This window comes from Pantoea sp. GM01, from assembly GCF_000282675.1.
In the GTDB taxonomy this organism is placed as follows: Bacteria; Pseudomonadota; Gammaproteobacteria; order Enterobacterales; family Enterobacteriaceae; genus Pantoea; species Pantoea nemavictus.
In genome coordinates, this window is record NZ_AKIU01000026.1 from 90,950 (window position 1) to 111,064 (window position 20,115).

14 protein-coding genes are annotated in these 20,115 nt (G+C 56.7%); 7 read left to right on the forward strand and 7 right to left on the reverse strand.

The genetic code is table 11. From position 1 onward, the window contains the following. Window positions 1–37 precede the first annotated feature (37 nt). From PMI17_RS05755 to PMI17_RS05770, 4 genes are all read left to right on the forward strand, one after another. A complete protein-coding gene (locus PMI17_RS05755; RefSeq protein ID WP_007887026.1) occupies window positions 38–1,288 on the forward strand; it encodes a mechanosensitive ion channel family protein in 1,251 nt (416 codons plus the stop codon). Window positions 1,289–1,478: 190 nt separating this feature from the next. After that, window positions 1,479–2,288, forward strand: coding sequence for an inositol monophosphatase (locus tag PMI17_RS05760; RefSeq protein ID WP_007887028.1), 810 nt, complete (start codon window positions 1,479–1,481; stop codon window positions 2,286–2,288). Further along, window positions 2,285–3,529: a histidine-type phosphatase gene (locus PMI17_RS05765; RefSeq protein ID WP_007887030.1), complete on the forward strand. Its 1,245-nt coding sequence runs from the start codon at window positions 2,285–2,287 to the stop codon at window positions 3,527–3,529. Before PMI17_RS05760 ends, PMI17_RS05765 begins: the two co-directional genes overlap by 4 nt. 293 nt (window positions 3,530–3,822) lie before the next feature. Further along, window positions 3,823–5,775 (forward strand): acyltransferase family protein, encoded by a 1,953-nt coding sequence (locus PMI17_RS05770; protein ID WP_007887032.1) that lies wholly within the window; start codon window positions 3,823–3,825, stop codon window positions 5,773–5,775. Between the two features lie 74 nt (window positions 5,776–5,849). Here PMI17_RS05770 and proY read toward each other — a convergent pair whose 3' ends face one another. From proY to phoB, 6 genes are all read right to left on the reverse strand, one after another. Further along, a complete protein-coding gene (gene proY, locus PMI17_RS05775) occupies window positions 5,850–7,205 on the reverse strand; it encodes a proline-specific permease ProY (RefSeq protein ID WP_007887034.1) in 1,356 nt (451 codons plus the stop codon). A 67-nt stretch (window positions 7,206–7,272) separates the two neighbouring features. Next, on the reverse strand, window positions 7,273–8,592 hold the full coding sequence (brnQ, locus tag PMI17_RS05780; RefSeq protein ID WP_007887035.1) for a branched-chain amino acid transporter carrier protein BrnQ: 1,320 nt from the start codon (window positions 8,590–8,592) through the stop codon (window positions 7,273–7,275). 402 nt (window positions 8,593–8,994) lie between these two features. Further along, window positions 8,995–10,098, reverse strand: coding sequence for a cobalamin-independent methionine synthase II family protein (locus tag PMI17_RS05785; RefSeq protein ID WP_007887036.1), 1,104 nt, complete (start codon window positions 10,096–10,098; stop codon window positions 8,995–8,997). A gap of 167 nt (window positions 10,099–10,265) precedes the next feature. Continuing rightward, window positions 10,266–11,192 carry a PstS family phosphate ABC transporter substrate-binding protein gene (locus PMI17_RS05790; RefSeq protein WP_007887037.1) on the reverse strand — a complete coding sequence of 309 codons (927 nt, stop codon included), beginning with the start codon at window positions 11,190–11,192 and terminating at the stop codon, window positions 10,266–10,268. An 86-nt stretch (window positions 11,193–11,278) separates the two neighbouring features. Then, window positions 11,279–12,589, reverse strand: a complete 1,311-nt coding sequence (gene phoR / locus PMI17_RS05795) for a phosphate regulon sensor histidine kinase PhoR (RefSeq protein ID WP_007887039.1) — start codon at window positions 12,587–12,589, stop codon at window positions 11,279–11,281. A 20-nt stretch (window positions 12,590–12,609) separates the two neighbouring features. Beyond that, window positions 12,610–13,299: a phosphate response regulator transcription factor PhoB gene (phoB, locus tag PMI17_RS05800; RefSeq protein WP_007887040.1), complete on the reverse strand. Its 690-nt coding sequence runs from the start codon at window positions 13,297–13,299 to the stop codon at window positions 12,610–12,612. 197 nt (window positions 13,300–13,496) lie between these two features. On the opposite strand from phoB, the gene sbcD reads away from it, so the two are divergent. From sbcD to PMI17_RS05815, 3 genes are all read left to right on the forward strand, one after another. After that, window positions 13,497–14,714, forward strand: coding sequence for an exonuclease subunit SbcD (gene sbcD, locus PMI17_RS05805; protein ID WP_007887041.1), 1,218 nt, complete (start codon window positions 13,497–13,499; stop codon window positions 14,712–14,714). Then, window positions 14,711–18,391 (forward strand): SbcC/MukB-like Walker B domain-containing protein, encoded by a 3,681-nt coding sequence (locus PMI17_RS05810; RefSeq protein WP_007887042.1) that lies wholly within the window; start codon window positions 14,711–14,713, stop codon window positions 18,389–18,391. Before sbcD ends, PMI17_RS05810 begins: the two co-directional genes overlap by 4 nt. A gap of 111 nt (window positions 18,392–18,502) precedes the next feature. Continuing rightward, on the forward strand, window positions 18,503–18,913 hold the full coding sequence (locus tag PMI17_RS05815; protein WP_036620348.1) for a cell envelope integrity TolA C-terminal domain-containing protein: 411 nt from the start codon (window positions 18,503–18,505) through the stop codon (window positions 18,911–18,913). Here PMI17_RS05815 and PMI17_RS05820 read toward each other — a convergent pair. Beyond that, the gene (locus tag PMI17_RS05820; protein ID WP_007887044.1) at window positions 18,837–19,934 is read right to left on the reverse strand and encodes an AraC family transcriptional regulator; all 1,098 of its coding nucleotides are present in this window, start codon (window positions 19,932–19,934) and stop codon (window positions 18,837–18,839) included. The two genes, PMI17_RS05815 and PMI17_RS05820, sit on opposite strands and share 77 nt — an antisense overlap. Between the last annotated feature and the right edge of the window lie 181 nt (window positions 19,935–20,115).

Here is a 20,115-nt window from a genome sequence, read left to right on the forward strand (position 1 = left end):
GCGTGACCTTACACTTCGTTCACACCAGGGAAATCTCATGCAGCATTTTATTGCCAACTGGCTCGCAGAAGCCGGTCTTAATTACACGCACATCATGGCTTTGGGCATCGTGATTGCGATTATCTTTGCCATCTCGCTTCTCACCCATGCAATTCTGCATCGCGCCATTTTGCCGCTATTGCGTCGTTACAGCGCAAACGGCAGTCGCCAGTGGCCGAAGGCGCTGATTAATAGCCGCCTGTTTAGCCGTAGCGTGTGGTTAATGCAGGGCGTGTTATTTAAATTACAAACCGAATTATTCCTGCATGACAGCAGCCAGCTCTACAGCGCACTGCTGATTTTCGCGCAGCTGTGGATGATGGTGTTTACCCTGCTGATGCTGTTTTCTCTGCTGGATTTGTTACAGCAGCTCAGTGTTAACAGCGTGCTGGCACAGCAATTGCCGTTGCGCGGTATCATTCAAAGCGTGAAATTGATCGCCGCCATTTTAATGGTGATCATGATTATCTCGCTGCTATTGGGCAAATCGCCCGGCGTCCTGATAACCGGACTCGGCGCGATGACTGCGGTGCTGATGCTGGTATTCAAAGATCCGATTCTCGGTCTGGTGGCCGGCATCCAGCTGGCTGCCAATAATATGCTGAAGATGAATGACTGGCTGGAGATGCCGAAATATGGCGCTGACGGTGCGGTGATCGACATTTCGCTGACTACGGTAAAAGTACGCAACTGGGATAACACCATCGTCACCATTCCCGCTTACGCGCTGATTTCAGACTCGTTTAAAAACTGGCGTGGGATGTCAGAATCCGGCGGACGCCGCATCAAACGCAGCATTCATATCGATACCACCAGCATAACCTTCCTCGACGATGCCATGATGCAGCAGTTGAAAAGTGCCCATTTACTGACGCCGTATCTGAACAGCAAAAGCGAGGAAGTTGCCGCATGGAATGCACAGCTGGGCTGTGATTTGGATTCACCACTCAATGGCCGCCGCTTAACCAACGTCGGCACCTTCCGCGTCTGGTTACAAAGCTGGCTGGAGCAACATCCGCGCATTCATAAAGAGATGACGTTGATGGTGCGTCAATTAGCGCCGGGTGAAAACGGCCTGCCGCTGGAAGTGTATGTTTTCACCAGCACCACGGTGTGGAAAGAGTATGAAAATATTCAGTCAGATATCTTCGACCATATTTACGCCGTACTGCCAACCTTTGGTCTGCGCGTCCATCAATCGCCAACCGGCAATGATATGCGCCAAATCGGCGTGAGAACCCGCCGCTAATCCTCCTTGCCGTTTTAGCCGCCAGTGAACATAAAAATTCGCTGGCTGGCCTTCTCCTCCTCTTGTCAGCCGCTGTCATCTGCGGCTTAATGAAGCCTTTCTTAACTTTTGTTAAGTCTGTCACACAGCCAATGCGCCATTTGGGGCGTCTGTTGTTGCTTCTACGGTCGGAAAATCATAAGAGGGAAAGATGTCATCAGCCACGCTAACCGAACTCGACGCACGCTATCACTTCGCCTGCGATGTCGCGAAAACCGCCGCCAGCCGCGCGTTATCCTGGTACCAGCAACGCCATCAGTTAGTCATTGAGCATAAAAAGGATCTGCAGGATGTGGTTAGCGAGGCGGATCGCAACGTTGAGCAGTTAGTCAAACATCTGATCCATGAGCGCTTTCCTGATGATGCGGTGCTGGGCGAAGAGAGCGGCGGCGCGACCAGCGGCGCGCGTTTTATCTGGGTGATCGATCCGATCGATGGCACCAGCAGCTTTATTAACGGCCTGCACACCTGGTGCGTTTCGCTGGCAATTGTCTGTGAAAACGAAGCGGTGATTGGTGTGGTATGCGATCCCAACCACCATGAAACCTTCCACGCCTGCCGCGGCAAAGGTGCGTGGGTCAATGACAAACGCATCCAGGCGCATAGCGCACAGCAGCTCGATCAAGGCGTGCTCGGCCTCAGCAGTTCCAATAGCCAACCGATTGAGCCACTTACCGCCTTTATTGGCGCGTTACTGGCGCAGGGCGGCATGTTTATTCGCAATGGTTCGGGTGCCTTAATGAGCGCCTGGGCGGCCGCCGGTCGACTGATCGGTTATTACGAAGCGCATATGAATCCGTGGGATGGCTTGCCGGGCATTGTACTGATGCGCGAAGCAGGCGGCATCACTAACGATTATCTCACCCATCACGGCCTGCAGAACGGTAATCCAGTGCTGCTGGCGAATGCCGTGATTTATCCACAATTGAAAGCGCTGCTGCCCGCGCACCTGCCGTTATGATTGCTCGCCTGTTTATCGCTAGCCTGCTGTGGCTGCTAAACGCACCGGTTCACGCCGCAGATCGCTATCAGCTGGAAAAAGTGGTGGAGATTAGCCGCCACGGCGTGCGTCCGCCAACGCCGGGTAATCGTAAAGAGATCGAAGCGGCGACGGAACGCGCCTGGCCGCGCTGGAATACCGCCGATGGTGAGTTGACCGGCCACGGTTATGCGGCGGTGGTCAATAAAGGCCGCTGGCAAGGCGAACATTATCGCCAGCTCGGTCTGTTACGCGCCGGTTGCCCCACTGCCGGAGAGATTTACGTGCGCGCCAGCCCGCTACAGCGCACGCGTGCCACCGCCGCAGCGCTGATGGACGGCGCCTTCCCCGGCTGCGGTGTGCAGGTCCACTCGGTTGAGGGCGATGTCGATCCGTTGTTCCAGAGCGACAAACTGCCGTTTGCGCAGCTCGATCCAGCGCAGGAAAACGCGGCCATTTCTGCCAAAGCGGGCAATCTGGCTGAGCTACAACATGATTTACAGCCGGAAATTCAGCAGTTGAAGCAAACGGTGTGCACTGCCGACTGCGCCTTTTTCGATCGTCCGTGGCAGCTCAAGCAGACTAAAAGCGGCCATACCTATGTGCAGGGCCTGAGCGTGCTGGCCAGCATGGTAGAAACGCTGCGGCTCGGCTGGAGCGAAAACCTGCCGCTTAGCCAGCTGGCATGGGGAAATATTACCTCCGCACAACAGATTAGCGCCCTGCTGCCGCTGCTCACCGCCAACTACGATCTCAGTAATGATGTTGCTTATATTGCGCAAAGGCGCGGTTCAATACTGCTGGATGCGGTAGTTAAAGGTTTAGACAACAGCGCTGACTCACCCGACGCGCGCTGGCTACTGCTGGTGGCACACGACACCAATATCGCCATGCTACGCACGCTGATCAATTTTAGCTGGCAGTTGCCGGGCTATGCCCGCGGTAATATTCCACCCGGTAGCAGTCTGGTATTTGAACGCTGGCGCGATACCACCAGCAACGCGCGCTTCCTGCGCGTCTATTTCCAGGCACAAAGCCTGGATGATCTGCGCCATCTCACGCCGATCGATCAAACCCATGCGCTATTGCGTGAAGAGTGGCATCAGCAAAATTGTCGCGTAACCGATGTTGGCATGCTGTGTCCTTATCAATCGACGCTACAGCAGTTTAATCAGGCTATCGATCATCACGCGTTAACCTCAATAACGTATCCCCAATTCTAAGAATTATTGCACCTGAGGTTAAGCTCGATAAGTAATGCGGGCTTAACTTTCAGGTAAAATTACTTACGTCGATCTTGAGTAATAACCTATTGCAAGCTGAGACTTGTCTCCTTTTTTCAATCAACATCCCGAATCGGTTAGAAATGGGATATGCTGCATTCGTCAAACATCCCTTAGTAATACTCATTTTCTCCTTTTTGCAGTTTTTTTTCGGCGACAGGACGCGCCGATTTATTTTTAAACGAACTTCATTCTTCTAAACCTAAATATTAATACTAACGTGGATTCGTATTATGACTGCGACTACCTCTCACCGCTATCGTGCGGATATTGACGGCCTGCGCGCCGTCGCTATTATATTGGTTGTTCTGTTCCACTCTGGCATCACCACGCTGCATGGCGGCTTTATTGGCGTCGACCTGTTTTTTGTTATTTCTGGTTTTTTAATTGGCGGTATCATTAGCAAGGAAATATCTGAAGGACGCTTCTCGTTTTATCAATTCTATTTACGCCGTATTCGCCGCATCGCACCAGCGCTGTTTTTTATGATGGCGATATTACTGCTGCTTGGCTTTATTCTGCTTTCACCGCTGGAGTTCAGCCAGCTGGCGAAATACAGCGTGGCGGTATTTATCTCGGTTCCTAATATGTTATTGCTGAAAAGCGGTGACTATTTTAGCAGTGATTCCGATCTCAACCCGCTGTTGATGACCTGGTCGCTCGGCATCGAAGAACAATTCTATATCGTGCTGCCGTTTATTCTGCTGCTGGCAGCTCGCCTGAAACGCTCCATGGCGGGTGTGGTGCTGGTACTGAGCCTTATTTCGCTGGCGGCCTGCATCTGGCTGACGCCTTTTGCCAGCACGCATGCCTTCTATCTGCTGCCGACACGTGCCTGGGAATTGGGCGCTGGCGTGCTGCTGGCGTTATGGAAACCGCAGCCCCTCGAAGGGCGCTGCGCCAATTGGCTCAATGTGATCGGCTGGCTGCTGATCGTTGCCGCCAGCCTACTGCTGAGCAAAGAAGATAGCTTTCCCGGCTGGCTGGCACTTATTCCAGTCATCGCAGCGTGTTTGATGATTGGCGCACGCGGTGAACTGAACCAGCGGCTGCTGGAAAACGCGCCGATGCGCTTTATCGGCAAGATCTCCTACTCATGGTATCTGTGGCATTGGCCACTGCTCAGCCTGGCACGCATCTGTAGCGATCACCCGCTCACCGCGTGGCAGGGATTGACCATCAGCGGCGTGGCATTGGCGATTGCCTGGCTGTCATGGCGATTCGTCGAGCAGCCATTCCGTCAGGCTGGCAACCGTACGCGCTGGGTGATTCCGGGTTATTGCGCCTCCTCAATAGTTGCTGCCGGCGCGATGGTGCTGCTATGGCAAACCGGCGGTATGAAATCGCGAGTGAGTGAGATGGTGGTGAATGGCGAATCATGGAAGATTTCGGCACAACGCAATCCGTGTCTGCTGGATTACGGTGCCAATTTCCCGTCGCTGAATGCAGAGTGCCATCCCGTAACCGATCGTCCCGGTATCGCGTTGATTGGCGATAGCCACGCCGCCGCGTTACGTACCTCAGTGGCAGGATACGCGCTGCGACAACATAAGCCGCTGTTTCAACTCACCAAAGCCTCGTGTCCGTTCCTGATTGGTGCCACGCGCGTGGTGAGCCAAATGCCCAAACATACGCAGCAGTGCATCAACTTTAACCAGCAGGTGCTGAAGATGGTGCTGAGCGACAAGATTGATGAGGTGGTGATCAGCGCCTATTGGGCTTCTGGCATGAGTCTGTTACCCGGCGCCGGCTTTACCGCGCTCGATCATCCAGAGAAAAGCAATCTGGAAGCGCTCAAATTTGGTATGGATCAGGTGTTGGCACAGCTGCGTCAGGCAGGAAAAAAGGTTACGGTGATTGAAGATGCGCCATCGGTAGATGTCGATCCATTACGCTTCAGCAATAACCGTAATATGCCGATTCGTCGTGAGCTGAGTGCCTGGCTCGGGAAATGGGAGGCGCCGCCGCTATTGAGCGAACGCACCAAACTGTTCCAGTTCCCAGAAGAAGCGGTTGAGAAGTTGTTGAAAAGCTATCAGCAGCAAGGCGTGCGCGTACTGTCGCTGCGCGACAATCTGTGCAATCAACAAGGTTGTATGATCACCAGTGAAGGCCTGCCGCTTTATTACGACAATAATCACCTAAGCCCATTTGGTGGCGAGATTGCGCTAGGGAAGAGTTGGTAACACATGCATGACGTGATGCCAGCCAGCTTCACCGGGTTGCAGGTGCGCATAAGCGCGCACCTGCATTAGCTGCATCAGCTGTTACGCTTTTTCACCAGCGGCCACGCCAGCAACAGCAGCGCAATCCACGCAAAGCCCACGTAGAGCGACACGCGGGTATCCGGGAAGTAACCAATCAATCCGATGATGAACGCCAGGAACAGCACGCCGAACCAGGCGGTCGCGCTGCCGCCCGGCATAGCAAACTGCAACTTACCGGCTTCCTGTTTACCAATCTTGCGGCGGAACGCAATCTGCGACAGCAGAATCATGATCCACACCCAGACGGTGGCAAAGGTGGCCAATGAGGCGATGACCAGGAACACTTTTTCCGGCATCAGGTAGTTAAGATATACCGCGATCAGCATCGCCAGCATCATCACTAAAACCGTCACCCACGGAATGCCGCGATTGGATACCTTCTGGAACACTTTCGGCGCATGGCCCTGCTGCGCCATACCGTGCAACATACGGCCCACACCAAACACATCGCTGTTAATCGCCGACAACGAAGCCGTCAGCACCACGAAGTTAAGGATCGATGCCGCCGCAGCAATGCCTAAATGCTGGAAAGTGAGTACGAACGGGCTGCCGGACGTCCCCACCTGGTTCCACGGATAGATCGACATAATCACGAACAGCGTACCGACGTAGAACACCAGAATACGCATCGGAACTGAGTTGATAGCACGCGGAATGGAGGTCTTCGGATCTTCGGCTTCACCGGCAGTAATACCGATAATCTCAATGCCGCCGTAGGCAAACATCACCATCTGCAGCGAAAGCAGCATGCCGACAATGCCGTGCGCGAAGAAGCCACCGTTGGTCCACAGATTGTGAATGCCCGTCGGTTGTCCACCGTTGCCGATGCCCCAGAAAATCATGCCGAAGCCGGCGATGATCATGATGATGATGGTGGCGACTTTGAAGAAGGAGAACCAAAACTCCACTTCGCCAAACACCTTCACGCTCATCAGGTTGATGGCACCGATTATCAGCACCACGCTCAGCACCCAAATCCAGTGCGGCACCTCAGGGAACCACACGCCCATATAGATACCAAACGCCGTCACGTCGGCAATGGCCACAATCAGGATTTCGAAACAGTAGGTCCAGCCGGTGATGTAACCTGCCAGCGGGCCGAGATAATCCTGCGCATAGCGCGAGAATGAGCTGGCCTGTGGATTGTTAACCGACATCTCACCCAGCGCACGCATGATGATGTATGCCACCGCACCGCCGATGATGTACGCCAGCAGCACGCTGGGGCCTGCCATTCTAATGGCATCGGCTGAGCCATAAAACAGCCCGGTTCCAATCGCCGATCCCAGCGCCATAAAACGGATGTGGCGCGTGCTCAGTCCGCGTTTGAGCTTATTGGTTTCTTGCATAACACTCAGTACCTTGAAAATGAAAAACCACGGGCAAGCCCGTGGTCGGAATTAACAGCAGTATCGCTTACTGATGCACAGCGACCTGTTCACGTCCTTTTGCCCGATCCACCACCGCGGCAATCACCAGCATCGCCAGCGATGGCGGCAACCAGGAGAGTCCCTGATCGGCCAGCGGCAGATGCTGACTGAACAGCGGCAGCACATCTTTAAAGCTGGTGGTTTTGATGGCGTCTACGATACCAAACAGCAGGCTAACCAGCATGGTTGGCGCGATGATACGCGAGCTTTTGTTCCAGAACTTCAGGGTAAAGCTCAGCACCACCAGCACGATGCACGGCGGATAAATCGCCGTCAGCACTGGAATCGAGATCTGAATCAGATGGCTCAGGCCGAGATTCGACACTACCATTGAGAACAGACCCAGAATAAACACCAGCGCTTTATACGACAGCGGCAGGTATTGCGCAAAGAATTCCGCACAGGCGCAGGTCAGGCCAACCGCTGTCACCATGCAGGCCACAAAAATCAGCGCCGCAAGGAAGAAGCTGCCCATGCCGCCGAAGGTCTGCTGCACATAAGCATGCAGAATCTCGGCACCGTTGGCGCTCTGTGCCACCAATGCACCGCTGTCATTGCCCAGTTTGAACAACGTCAGGTAGATCAGCGTCAAGCCCACCCCGGCGATGATACCGGCCAGCATGGTGTAGCGCGTCAGCAATTTCGCATCTTCCACACCGCGTGAACGCGCTGCGTTAACGATGACGATACCGAACACCAGGGCACCCAGCGTATCCATGGTTAAGTAACCATTGACGAAACCGCTAGAGAAGGCCGCACGCTGATACTCATCGGTTGCCGGCGACACGCCGCCAGCCGGCCAGATCAGCACGGCCACGCCGAGCACAATCAGCGCAAAAATTTTCAGCGGTGCGAGGAAATGGCCTACGGTATCCAGCAGTTTGCCCGGATAAAGGGAGATGCCGATCACCAGCGCGAAGTAAATCAGGCTGTAGATAAACAGCGGCAGCGCGCCATCACCGGTCAGCGGGGCAATGCCCACGGCGAAGGAGACGGTTGCGGTACGCGGCGTGGCAAACAGCGGGCCAACAGCCAGGTAGCAGACGGTTGCCAGCAGCAAACCGGCGGCTTTGCCAATCGGTGAGCTCAACGCATCAATACCGCCGCCGACGCGCGCCAGCGCGATAACGGTGATCACCGGCAGACCAACAGCCGTAATCAGGAAGCCGAATGCAGCCACCCAAACGTGTTCGCCAGACTGAATGCCCACCATCGGTGGGAAGATAATGTTTCCTGCGCCAACGAACAGGGCAAACGTCATAAAGCCCAGCGCCAGGATATCCTTCGAGGTTAAACGATGTGTCATAAACTTCTGTACTGCCTGTAGCTGATGTTGCGGTGGAAGTTGGGTTCGTGTTGTCCTCTGGATGCGCTAAAACAAGGGCTTATCAGGCAAGACCAGCGGGTTATGCGGGCCAAATCGCTAAAGCGCAGGTGATTTAAACTACTTTTCTTCTGTTCGCAGAGGGATAAATCGACAACGGCGCAAATTAGAACGTTTATAGCGAAGAAAGGCAATACGGGATCGGAAAACCAGAAGGATATAACAGGATAGCGGGATAAAGCAGTGAATCACGGCGGAATAGCGGGCAAACACCTCAGATGATTTGCTAAAAGTTTCCTCAGCACGAGAGATCTCTTTGCATGATCTGGCCTGAAGATGCACAAAAGGCGCGATTTACGCGCCTGTTTGTTCAGGTTTACAGCATTACCAGACGGTTCTTGCTATCTCGACCACCAGACGAATCTTCTGCCACTGTTGCTCTTCGCTCAGGCTGTTGCCCTCTTCGGTGGAGGCAAAGCCACACTGCGGGCTCAGGCAAATTTGATCGAGACTCACGTACTGCGCAGCTTCCTGCAGACGTGCTTTAACCTGCTCCGCATCTTCCAGCTCACCGGTTTTAGTGGTGATCAGACCCAGCACCACCTGCTGATGACCCGGCTTGAGGAAGCGCAGCGGCTCGAAGCCACCTGAGCGCTCGTTGTCGTACTCAAGGTAGAAGGCGTCGATATTCACGCCGCCAAACAGCACTTCCGCAACCGGCTCATAGCCACCTTCGGAAATCCAGGTAGAACGGAAGTTACCGCGACACACATGCAGACCCACGGTCAGATCGGCAGGTTTCCCCTCCAGCGCCGTATTCAGCACCTCAGCATAGATGCGCGCCAGTTCCTGCGGATCTTCGCCACGCTCGCGGATCTGCTGCTGCTGATCGCTTGAGCACAGGTAGGCCCACACCGTGTCATCCAGTTGCAGATAGCGGCAGCCCGCATCATAAAACGCCTTAATGGCGTCTTTATAGGTTTGCGCCAGATCGGCAAAATACGCTTTCAGATCGGGATAAACCGTCGCATCTATCACCTTACGGCCACCGCGAAAGTGCAGCACGCTTGGGCTTGGAATCGTCATCTTCGCCACCGCATCACCGGCAATGCTTTGCAGGAAGCGGAAGTGATCGAGCATCGGGTGATTCGGGTTGAAGGCCACTTTACCCGTGACTTTCACGCCGTGCGCTTTGGTCTGTACGCCGTTGAACTGAATGCCCTGATCGGCTTCGAACAGCTCTACGCCATGCAGATCGCCGAAGAAATCGAAGTGCCACCAGGCACGACGGAATTCACCATCGGTAACGATCTGCAGACCGTTGGCGCGCTGCTGCTCGACAACGTGACGGATTTCGCGATCTTCAACCTGACGCAGCTGGTCAGCATTGATATCGCCTTTCGCGAACTGCTCGCGCGCCTGTTTAATGGCGGCGGGACGCAGGAAACTGCCAACGGTATCGGCACGGAATGGGGAATGACGTGACATCTTCTCTCCTGGCTGAGCGCATAGTTGCGTCAGGGTATAATTTCGGCTGGTTATTTTTAGCCATCTGGATGGCTATATGTCCGAGAAGAATGCCACGCTGTTACCTCTTCGGCAATAGAAGAAAATTCAGCTCACATGAAGGAATTTCATGATCAGATGCACGTTCTTCAATTTCCCTCAATAGCGGCACGCGCTTGTGCCATCTGGTTATCCGATAGCGGGAGATAACCGGCTTCGCTCACCCGTCGCTGTCCCTGAGGCGACAGCACCTGATGCAGGAAAGCACTGACCAGCGGCGGCAACGGTTTGCCGGGCGCTTTATTGACGTAGATATAGAGCGGACGCGACCAGGGATAGCGGCCACTGCGGATCGATTCGGCATCCGGCATCACGCTGTCGCCGTCTGCCGTCACCACCGGCAGCATCTTCACCCCGCTGAGATGAAAGCCAAAACTGGCGTAACCGATGCTGTTAGGCGTGGCGGCAACCGCTTGTACCACCGCAGCAGAACCTGGGAATTCGGCGACGTCGGCACGGAAATCGCCTTTACACAGCGCCTGCTGCTTAAAGAAGCCCCATGTTCCCGACGCCGAGTTGCGGCCATAGCGCTGAATGCTGCGCGTCGCCCACTGGCTAGCCTTCAGGCCAAGATCGCCCCAATGCTGCGGCACCTGCTGCGCACCACACAGCCGGGTAATGGAAAACAGAGCATCGAGTTGTTGCGGCGCGATGCGCGGCAGCGGATTGTCCTGATTGACCACCACCACCAGCGCATCCATCGCCACCGGCACCGCCAGCGGCGGATAGCCGTAGCGGGCGATAAAGAGTTGACGTTCGTCGATCTGCATCGGGCGGCTCATCGCGCCCAGCTGCGCGGCACCGGCCGCCAGCGCGGTGGGTGCGGTTGAGGATCCCGCCGCCTGTACCTGAACATTGACGCCCGGTGACTGGCGGCTGAAATCCTCGCCCCACAAGGTCATCAAATAACCCAGCGTATCCGAGCCGACGCTGCTCAAATTGCCGGTCAGCATAGTTTGTTGGCCGTGCGCTAGAGCAGAGCAAAGCAGCAAGCATGAGAGCAACAGCGATTTCATCAGTGATTCCGCAATTCATTAAGACGTCTATTCTGTCGCGGCACGATTTATCGCGCAATAAATTGCGCCGCTACGTCGTGCAAACCTTAGTTAACTCGCTCTTGAATCACGTTAGCCACAATCAACCGTGGCGGCAGAAGAAAACTGAAACAGGTTTCCTGATGCGGCACGCTGGTGATCTCCAACCGCGCGTTGTGATGGCCAAGCGCATGCTTCACAATCGCCAGCCCCAATCCGCTGCCGCCGGTGGCGCGTGAGCGCGCTTTATCTACCCGATAGAAGCGTTCGGTCAGGCGCGGCAAGTGCTGCTCGCTGATGCCGGGTCCGTCATCACACACTTTAAACTGCGCGCCTTGTTGGGTGCGCAGCCAGCTGATGTCGATGCGCGTGCCCTCCGGCGTGTGATTCACCGCGTTGTAAACCAGGTTGGAAATGGCGCTGCGCAACTGTTCATCATTGCCGAACACTTTGAGATGCGGATCGGTATGGAAATGGATGGTGTGGCGTCCCTGGCTCAGCGTTTCCGCTTCACGCTGCAGCAGCAGCAGCATGCCCGGTACATCCACCGTCTCTTTCAGATCGATGGCCGGTGCCGCTTCGATACGCGACAAGGTCAGCAGTTGCTTCACCAGGCTGTCCATGCGCCGCGTCTGCTCCTGCATGGTGTGCAACGCTTTACTGCGCGTGCGCTCGTTCATCACCGAATCATCCATCATTTCCAGATAACCCTGCAGCACGGTGAGCGGCGTGCGCAGTTCATGACTGACGTTGGCGAAGAAATTACGTCGCGCGCCCTCAAGCTGGTGCATCTGGGTGACATCACGCGCCACCATCAGCCACTGCCCTTCGCTGTAAGGCATGACGCGGAATTCCATATGATGCTGATTATTGAGGATCTGCGTTAGCGGCGTATCAAATTTACGCTGGCGGATATAGCGGGAGAATTCAGGATAACGCAGTAGGTTCAGGATGTTCTGGCCGTTATCCTCCGGCCAACGCAAGCCGAGATGCTGCTGCGCCAAACCATTACACCAGAAAATGGTGCCCTCTTCGGTGGTCAGCACCACCGCATCCGGCAGCGATTCAGCGCCGCTGCGGAAACGTTTGATCAGATTGCCCAGCTCCCGGCGACGGCGCCGATTGCGCAGCTGCATCTGATACAAACCGTAAAACAGCGGTTCCCAGCTGCCGCGTCCGGTTGGCGGCGTCATCGAACGATCGACCCACAGCCAGTGCGACAGACGCATCAGGTTTTTGAAGTGCCAAAACATCACACCGGTCACCGCAATCAGCAGCAACCACGGCAGATAGCCGAACAACAGACCGAGCACCAGCGCAGGTAAACAGACCAGCGCCAGCTCGGTCAACAGTCTCTTCCAGGAGAGTCGTTCCAGCACGGTAAAAACTCCGTTTACGATTAGTAGCGGGCAGAGAAACGATACCCTGTTCCGCGAACGGTTTGAACCATGCGATCGTGGCCGGTCAGCTCCAGCGCTTTGCGTAAACGGCGAATATGCACGTCAACGGTGCGATCTTCGACATATACATTGGTGCCCCAGACGTGGTTCAGCAGCTGCTCGCGGCTGTAAACGCGTTCCGGATGCGTCATAAAGAAGTGCAGCAATTTATATTCGGTCGGCCCCATCTCCAGCGGTGTGGTTTCTGACATCACGCGATGCGACGAAGGATCGAGGCTTAAACCCTGCATCTCAATCACCTCTTCCACCGCCATCGGTGAAATACGGCGCATCACCGCTTTAATGCGTGCCATCAGCTCTTTTGGCGAAAACGGCTTGGTAATGTAATCATCCGCGCCCACTTCCAGACCGCGTACGCGATCCTCTTCTTCACCGCGCGCGGTCAGCATCATCACTGGGATGTCGCGCGTCATGGCTTCGCGCTTCAAATGCTTGATAAACTGAATCCCGCTGCCACCGGGCAACATCCAGTCCAGCAGAATTAAATCAGGCCAGGGTTCGATCAGCTTACCAATCGCGCTGTCATAATCTTCCGCCTCAATAGGCTGGTAATCATTCTGTTCCAGCACGAAACATAACATTTCACGGATGGGAGCTTCGTCTTCCACAACCAAAATGCGCTTAGCCATTGTAACTCCTGCTAGTGTGACACCGTGTCACTGGGATTTGCGGCGCCATTATGCGTCAGTTTTATGACACTTTTATGAAAACACCGCCTTAAGATAGATAGATAAAAAACGGAAATGTCACAATAAAAATCTGCTTTTTTTCTTTGTGATCTTAAGTGGTTATAATTCGCCTTCGCTAAACTCAGCACGGAGCAAACATGCGCATCATTCACACCGCTGACTGGCATCTCGGCCAGTTCTTTTACAGCAAAAGTCGGGCCAGAGAACATCAGGCGTTTCTCGACTGGCTGCTGGATCAGATTGTGCAGCATCAGGTGGATGCGCTGATCATCGCCGGCGATCTGTTTGATACCGGATCGCCGCCGAGCTACGCGCGCGAAATGTTTAACCGTTTTGTGGTGGCGCTGCAGCCCAGCGGCTGTCAACTGGTGGTGCTGGCCGGTAATCACGATTCGGTCGCCACGCTGAATGAATCGCGCGAGCTGCTGGCCTGCCTGAATACCCAGGTGATTACCAGCGCGACGCCCCACGGCGAGCAGCAAGTATTAACCCTGAAGCAGCGCGATGGCGCGCCGGGGGCGCTGCTGTGCGCCATTCCTTATCTGCGTCCGCGCGATATTTTGCGCAGCCAGGCCGGCCAATCCGGGCGCGAGAAGCAGATTTCCCTGCTGGAAGCCATCGCGCAGCACTATCAGCAGTGCTTCGCCGCCGCGCAGGCGCAGCGCGATGCGTTGGAAAGCACGCTACCGATTATTGCCACCGGCCATCTCACCACCGTTGGCGTTACGAAAAGCGATTCCGTACGCGACATCTATATCGGCACGCTGGATGCCTTCCCGGCGCAGGCGTTCCCGCCCGCCGATTACATCGCGCTGGGCCATATTCATCGTCCTCAGCGCATCGCCGATAGCGACCATATTCGCTACAGCGGCTCGCCGATTCCGCTCAGCTTTGATGAACTCGGCCGCGAGAAAAGCGTGTTCCTGCTGGAGTTCAGCGCGACGCTCGATGCCGTCACGCCGTTGCCCATTCCCCACTTCCAGCCGATGCAGATGCTCAAAGGCTCCATGGCGGAGATCGAACATCAGCTGGCTCAGTTCAGCGCAAGTGCAGGCGAGCAGCCAACCTGGCTGGACATCGAAATCACCACCCAGGAGTATCTCAGCGACCTGCAGCGCCGCATCGAAGCCTTAACGGAAAATTTGCCAGTTGAAGTGCTGCTGGTGCGCCGCAGCCGTGAACAGCGACAGCGCAGCCTGGAGCGACTGGATAACGAAACCCTGAGTGAACTAAAAGTGGAAGAGGTGTTTGCCCGCCGGCTGGCGCAGGATGATCAGCTGGACGCCGACCAGGCCGAGCAGTTGACGCTGCTGTTCCGCAGCCAGCTGGCCGCGCTGGAGAATCCGTTAGCATGAAAATTTTGACGCTCCGTTTTAAAAACCTCAATGCACTGCGCGGCGAATGGTTTATCGACTTCCGCCGCGAGCCCTTTGCCAGTAACGGATTGTTTGCCATTACCGGCGCCACCGGCGCGGGCAAAACCACCCTGCTCGATGCTATTTGTCTGGCGCTCTATCACCAGACGCCGCGCCTTGGCACGCTGTCACAAACGCAAAATGAGCTGATCACCCGCGACACCGCCGAATGTCTGGCAGAAGTTGAGTTTGAAATTAAAGGTGAAGCCTGGCGCGCCTTCTGGAGCCAGAACCGCGCCCGCGGTCAGGCCGACGGCAAGCTACAGGCACCGCGCGTCGAGCTGGCGCGCGTCGCCGATAATCAGATCGTCGCGGATAAAGTCGGTGACAAGCTAAAAGCGATCGAAACCCTGTCCGGACTCGATTTCGCGCGCTTTACCCGCTCCATGATGCTGTCGCAGGGCCAGTTTGCCGCCTTTCTTAATGCCAAACCCGGCGAACGCGCCGAGCTGCTGGAAGAGCTAACCGGCACCGAGATCTACGGGCAAATTTCGATTCAGATTTACGAACGCTGGCGCAGCGCCCGCAGCGAGCTGGAGACCCTGCGCGCGCGCGCAGGCGGCATGTCGCTGCTGGACGAGGCGCGGCGCGCAGAGCTGACACAACAGCTGGCAGAACTCGGCACGCAGGAGCAAATCCTCAACCAACAGCTGACGCAGGCGCAGCAGCAACAGCACTGGCTGACGCAAGCGCAGCAGCTCATCCAGGAACAGCAGCAGGCAGAACAGACGCTGCTCGCTGCACAACAGGCCTGGCAGCAAGCCGATGGCGATCGTCAACGGCTGGCGCGTGCCGAACCGGCAGAAAAACTGCGCGATAAGTTGCAGCAGCGCGAACAGTTGCAACGCGATCGGCTGGCGCTGGAGCAGCAGTCACAGCAGCTGCACAGCCAACAGCAGCAGGCGAAAACCGCTCTGCAGCAGGGCGAAAGCCACTATCAAGCGGCACAGCAGGCGCGTGAGCAGGCTATCCAGCAACAGCAGCAGTTGGAAACGCTGCTGACCGAACAGGTCATCCCGCTGGATCACAGCATCGCCAATAACGCCCAGCAGCTCAGCGAGCAACAACGGCTACACGTTCAGCAGCAGCAGGCGCTGCACAACAGCCAAGCCGCACTGAGTCAGCAACAGCAGGTAAGTGAACGTTTACAGCAGCAGCTCACCCAGCAGCAGGAATTCCGTACCCGCGAAGCCGCTGTCGCCGATTGGGGCGCAGAACTGACGCGCTGGCAGGCGGAGATCGCGCGGCTCGATGAGCGCGAACAGACGCTGACGCAGCTGAATGCGCAGCAACAGCAGCAGCGCAACCAGCTTGCGCAGCATCAACAGGCGCAGGCTGAGCGTGAACAGGCGGCGCAGCCGCTGCAGCAGGCCGAGGCTCACGCCGCTCAGCAGCGCCTGCAAGCGGAGCAAGTACTAACTTCGCTCGAGGCCGAAGTCAGCACGACTCAGCTGCGTAGCGCGCTGGCTCAGCATCAAACGCAGCGCGCCGCGCGTCAGCAGCTCAGCCTGTTAGCCGCGCAGTGGCGCTCGCTGCAGCCGCAGCGGTTGCAGCGTCAGCAGAAATTAACGCAGCTGCAGCAACAGCATCAGGACGCTGAACAGGCGTTGCAGGCGCTGCGCGAAGAGTACAAACGCGAACATCAAGCGCTGCTGGATGTGCGCAAAATTTGCGAGCTGGAGCGCACCATCGCGCAGCTGGCTGACGAACGCGCGAAGTTACAGCCGGATCAGCCCTGCCCGCTGTGTGGCTCGTGCCAGCATCCCGCCATTGCGCAATATCAGCAGCTTGAACCCGGCGCAAACCAGCAGCGACTGGCCGCGCTAGAAACCCGTGTGGCGCAGTTAAAAGAGTCCGGCACCGCCAAAGGCGAGCAGCAGAAGCTGTCGCTGCAACAGCAGCAGGCCTTGCAGCAGGAAATCGACGAATTCGACCAGCAGCTGGCGACGGCGCAAACGCAGTGGCAAACGCTATGCGACCCGCTTGCCCTGTCCTGCGCGCTGGAGCAGCAGGACGCATTCGCGCAGTGGCTGCAGCAGCAGGATGCGCAGGAAAGCAGCCAGCAGCAGCAGCTTCAGGCACGGGAAAACGCCGCGCGCGCTGTGCAGCAGGCGAAGGATGCCCATCTGCACCAGCAGCAGCTGTGGCAGCAGCAGCAAAACCAGCAGCAGCTGGCGCAGCAGCAGATCGCCAGCACGCAGCAAACACTTGACGAACTTAGCCAGCGCGAAGCCAGCGAACGCAGCGCCAGGCAGCAACTGGCGCTGCAGCTGGAGCAGCAGTTAGCGCAGCACCAGCTTCATCTGCCGGAACCGGCGGCGCGCGAAAACTGGCTTAGCGCCTTGCAGCAGCGCTGGATCAAATGGCAGGAAAGTGAGCGGTTACTCGCAGAATTGCAGCCGCAGCTGGCCAAAGCCGAGAGTGAGCGCAACAGCCTGCAACAGAACCAGCTGCGCGAGCAGCAGCGTCTCGATGAACTGCAGCACTCGCTCAGCGCCCTGCAGCAACAGCTCCAGCAACAACAGCAGCAGCGTCAACAGCTGTTTGGCGAGCAGTCAGTGGCGACAGCGCGTCAACAGCAGCACGCCGCCCTGCAACAGTGTGAACAGGCGCTGGCGCAGCAGTTGCAACAGTGGCAACAGGCGCAAAGCGCGCTGCACAGCCTGAATGGTCAGTTTGAGCAAATCACCGCGCAGCAGCAGACGTTGCACGATCGCCTAGCCGCGGCGGAAGCCGCCCTGCTTGCCGCACTGCAGCAGGGTGATTTTGCTGATGAAGCCGCGCTGCGTGCGGCACTGCTGGAGGAAAGCGAGGTGCAGCAGCTGCGCCAGCGGCTGCAAACGCTTGAGCAGCAGCGTCAGCAGCAGCTCACGCTACACGAGCAGCTCAGCCAGCGACAGGCTGCACATCAGCAGCAGCGTCCGGCGGAGCTCAGTGATGACAGCGCCGCCAACATCCAGCAACAGCTGGAGCAGCTGCGCATGACGCTACGCGACAACGCGCGCCAGCAGGGCGAAGCGCAGCAGCAGCTGCACAGCGATGCCGCGCTGCGTCTGCAGCAGCAGTCGTTGCTGACGCAAATCGCCGCTGATGAAGTGGAGCTGGCCCAGCTGGGCCGTCTGAACGATCTGGTGGGTTCCGCCAAAGGGGATAAATTCCGCCGCTTCGCCCAGGGACTGACGCTCGATCATCTGGTATGGCTGGCGAATCGCCAGCTCGATCGTCTGCACGGCCGCTACCTGCTGCAGCGTCGCGTCAGCGAAGAGCTGGAGCTGGAAGTGGTTGATACTTGGCAGGCAGACGCCACGCGCGATACCCGCACGCTGTCGGGCGGTGAGAGTTTCCTTGTCAGCCTGGCGCTGGCGTTAGCCCTGTCCGATTTGGTGAGCCATAAAACGCGTATCGAATCGCTGTTTCTTGACGAAGGTTTCGGCACGCTGGATGCGGAAACGCTGGATACCGCGCTGGATGCACTGGATGCGCTGAACGCCAGCGGCAAAACCATCGGCGTAATCAGCCACGTGGAAGCGATGAAGGAGCGCATTCCGGTGCAGATTCGGGTGCGGAAGATGAACGGATTGGGTTACAGCAAGCTGGAGTTGCCCGGCGAAGAGTAGCTTGCGGCGGCGGCAAATTCTGGTTCTGCCAACAGTCGGAGTAATGCCATAGCAATGCTGAATGCGGCCTGTAGACTGTGGCTAATAATCGAGAATACTTTAGGCACGTTGATGAACAAAATTATCGCGTTGCTGAGCGGCGCAGTGATTATTTTAGCGCTCAGCGCCTGCCAGCAGGCTCAGCCAAAACAGCAGGATAGCATTGCCAATCTGTGCCAGCCGCAGAGTGCGCCGGGCAGCGCATCCTGCAAATGGGCCGATGGCATGCAGCACCAGCTTAACCAGCATTTCCGCGATGCTAAGCGTTATGCCGGTCAGCAATGTCTGGTGCGACTGGAGTGGCAGCCCAGCGGGCGCTACGCGGTCACGCAGACGCAAGGCGATGAAAGCTTGTGCCTGCGCGCCTGGCAATTGATTGGGCAAACCAAAGATTTACCTCAGCCGCCTAATCCTGGCCAACCTGCATGGTTTGGTTTTGCACCGGGTTCGCCAGTCCATGCTGGCGCCACTGGCGCGGGCTGATGCCAAACCAGCGGCGGAACGCACGTGAGAAGGCGCTGACCTCGGAATAACCGAGCAGTAGCGCCATTTCCGAGATCGGTAGCTGTTTCTGTTGCAGATAATGCGTAGCCATTTCGCAACGCACCTTGTCTACCAGCGCCGTGAAGCTAATGCCCTCTTCGCGCAGTCGCCGCTGCAGGGACCAGCTCGACAACCCCATTTTTTCGGCAATCTCTTCCAGCACCGGTTCGCCCTGCATCAGCGACAGATTGACCTGTGATCGTGCCTGTTCCACCACGCTTTGCAGGCTGGCGGCGCTGTTGAGGCGGCGGATGGCATCCTGCATCACCATCAGCAGCATCGGATCGTGCTCCGGCATGCTGCGCAGCAGATCGCGTTTCGGGATCAGTAACGAGTTAAATGGTTGATCGAACCAGACCGGCGCATCAAACACTTTGCAGTGCTCGTGCCACTGCTCAGGGCGCGGATGCTCAAAATGCACTTCGCGCGGCGCCCAATGCTTGCCGGCAACGTGGCGGATTAAATTGAGGAACATGCCGAGCGTCAGCTCCGCATCCTGGCGACGCGACAGGATGGCACCGTGGCGCACCTGATAATCGAGCCGCCAGCATTCCCCTTTATCCACCAGCCGCGTCAGCGTATCGTGCTGGTGCCACGGAAAGGCATTCACCACGTTGTGCAGCGCCTGCTCCAGCGTCGGCGAACACAGGCCAATGTAGCCAATCAAGCCTAATGACTGCGGTTTGAACTGCTTGCCGTAGTGCAAACCGAAGTTATCAAAATCGGCGTGGCGCGCCGCCTCTTCCATCACGCGGCAATAATTCACCAAGCCCAGACTTAAGGTTGGGCTCGCCAGCAGCTCCGAGTTGATTCCGCTGATGCCGAAGATGCGATCGACATCGCCGCCCTTGTCAGTAATAAACGCGCTCAGCCCGGTAGCGGCCGCCGCCAGCACGCCACGGTTACTGGCGTTGATGGACAAGGCGCTAAAGGCTTCGGTGGGAGTTATCAGTGATGGCATCGGAACCTCTCAGGATGGCGCGAGTGAAACAGGCAGAGGATTCCAGCAATTTTCGTACCAGGCGGGTAATCGGTGGATTGTGATGTGAGGCCGCCATAAATGGCGACCCTACGGTGATTTGGCGGGGTTTCGTAGGGTGCGCATTCATGCGCACCTTCGTATAAACGCAATTTTTTGCTTA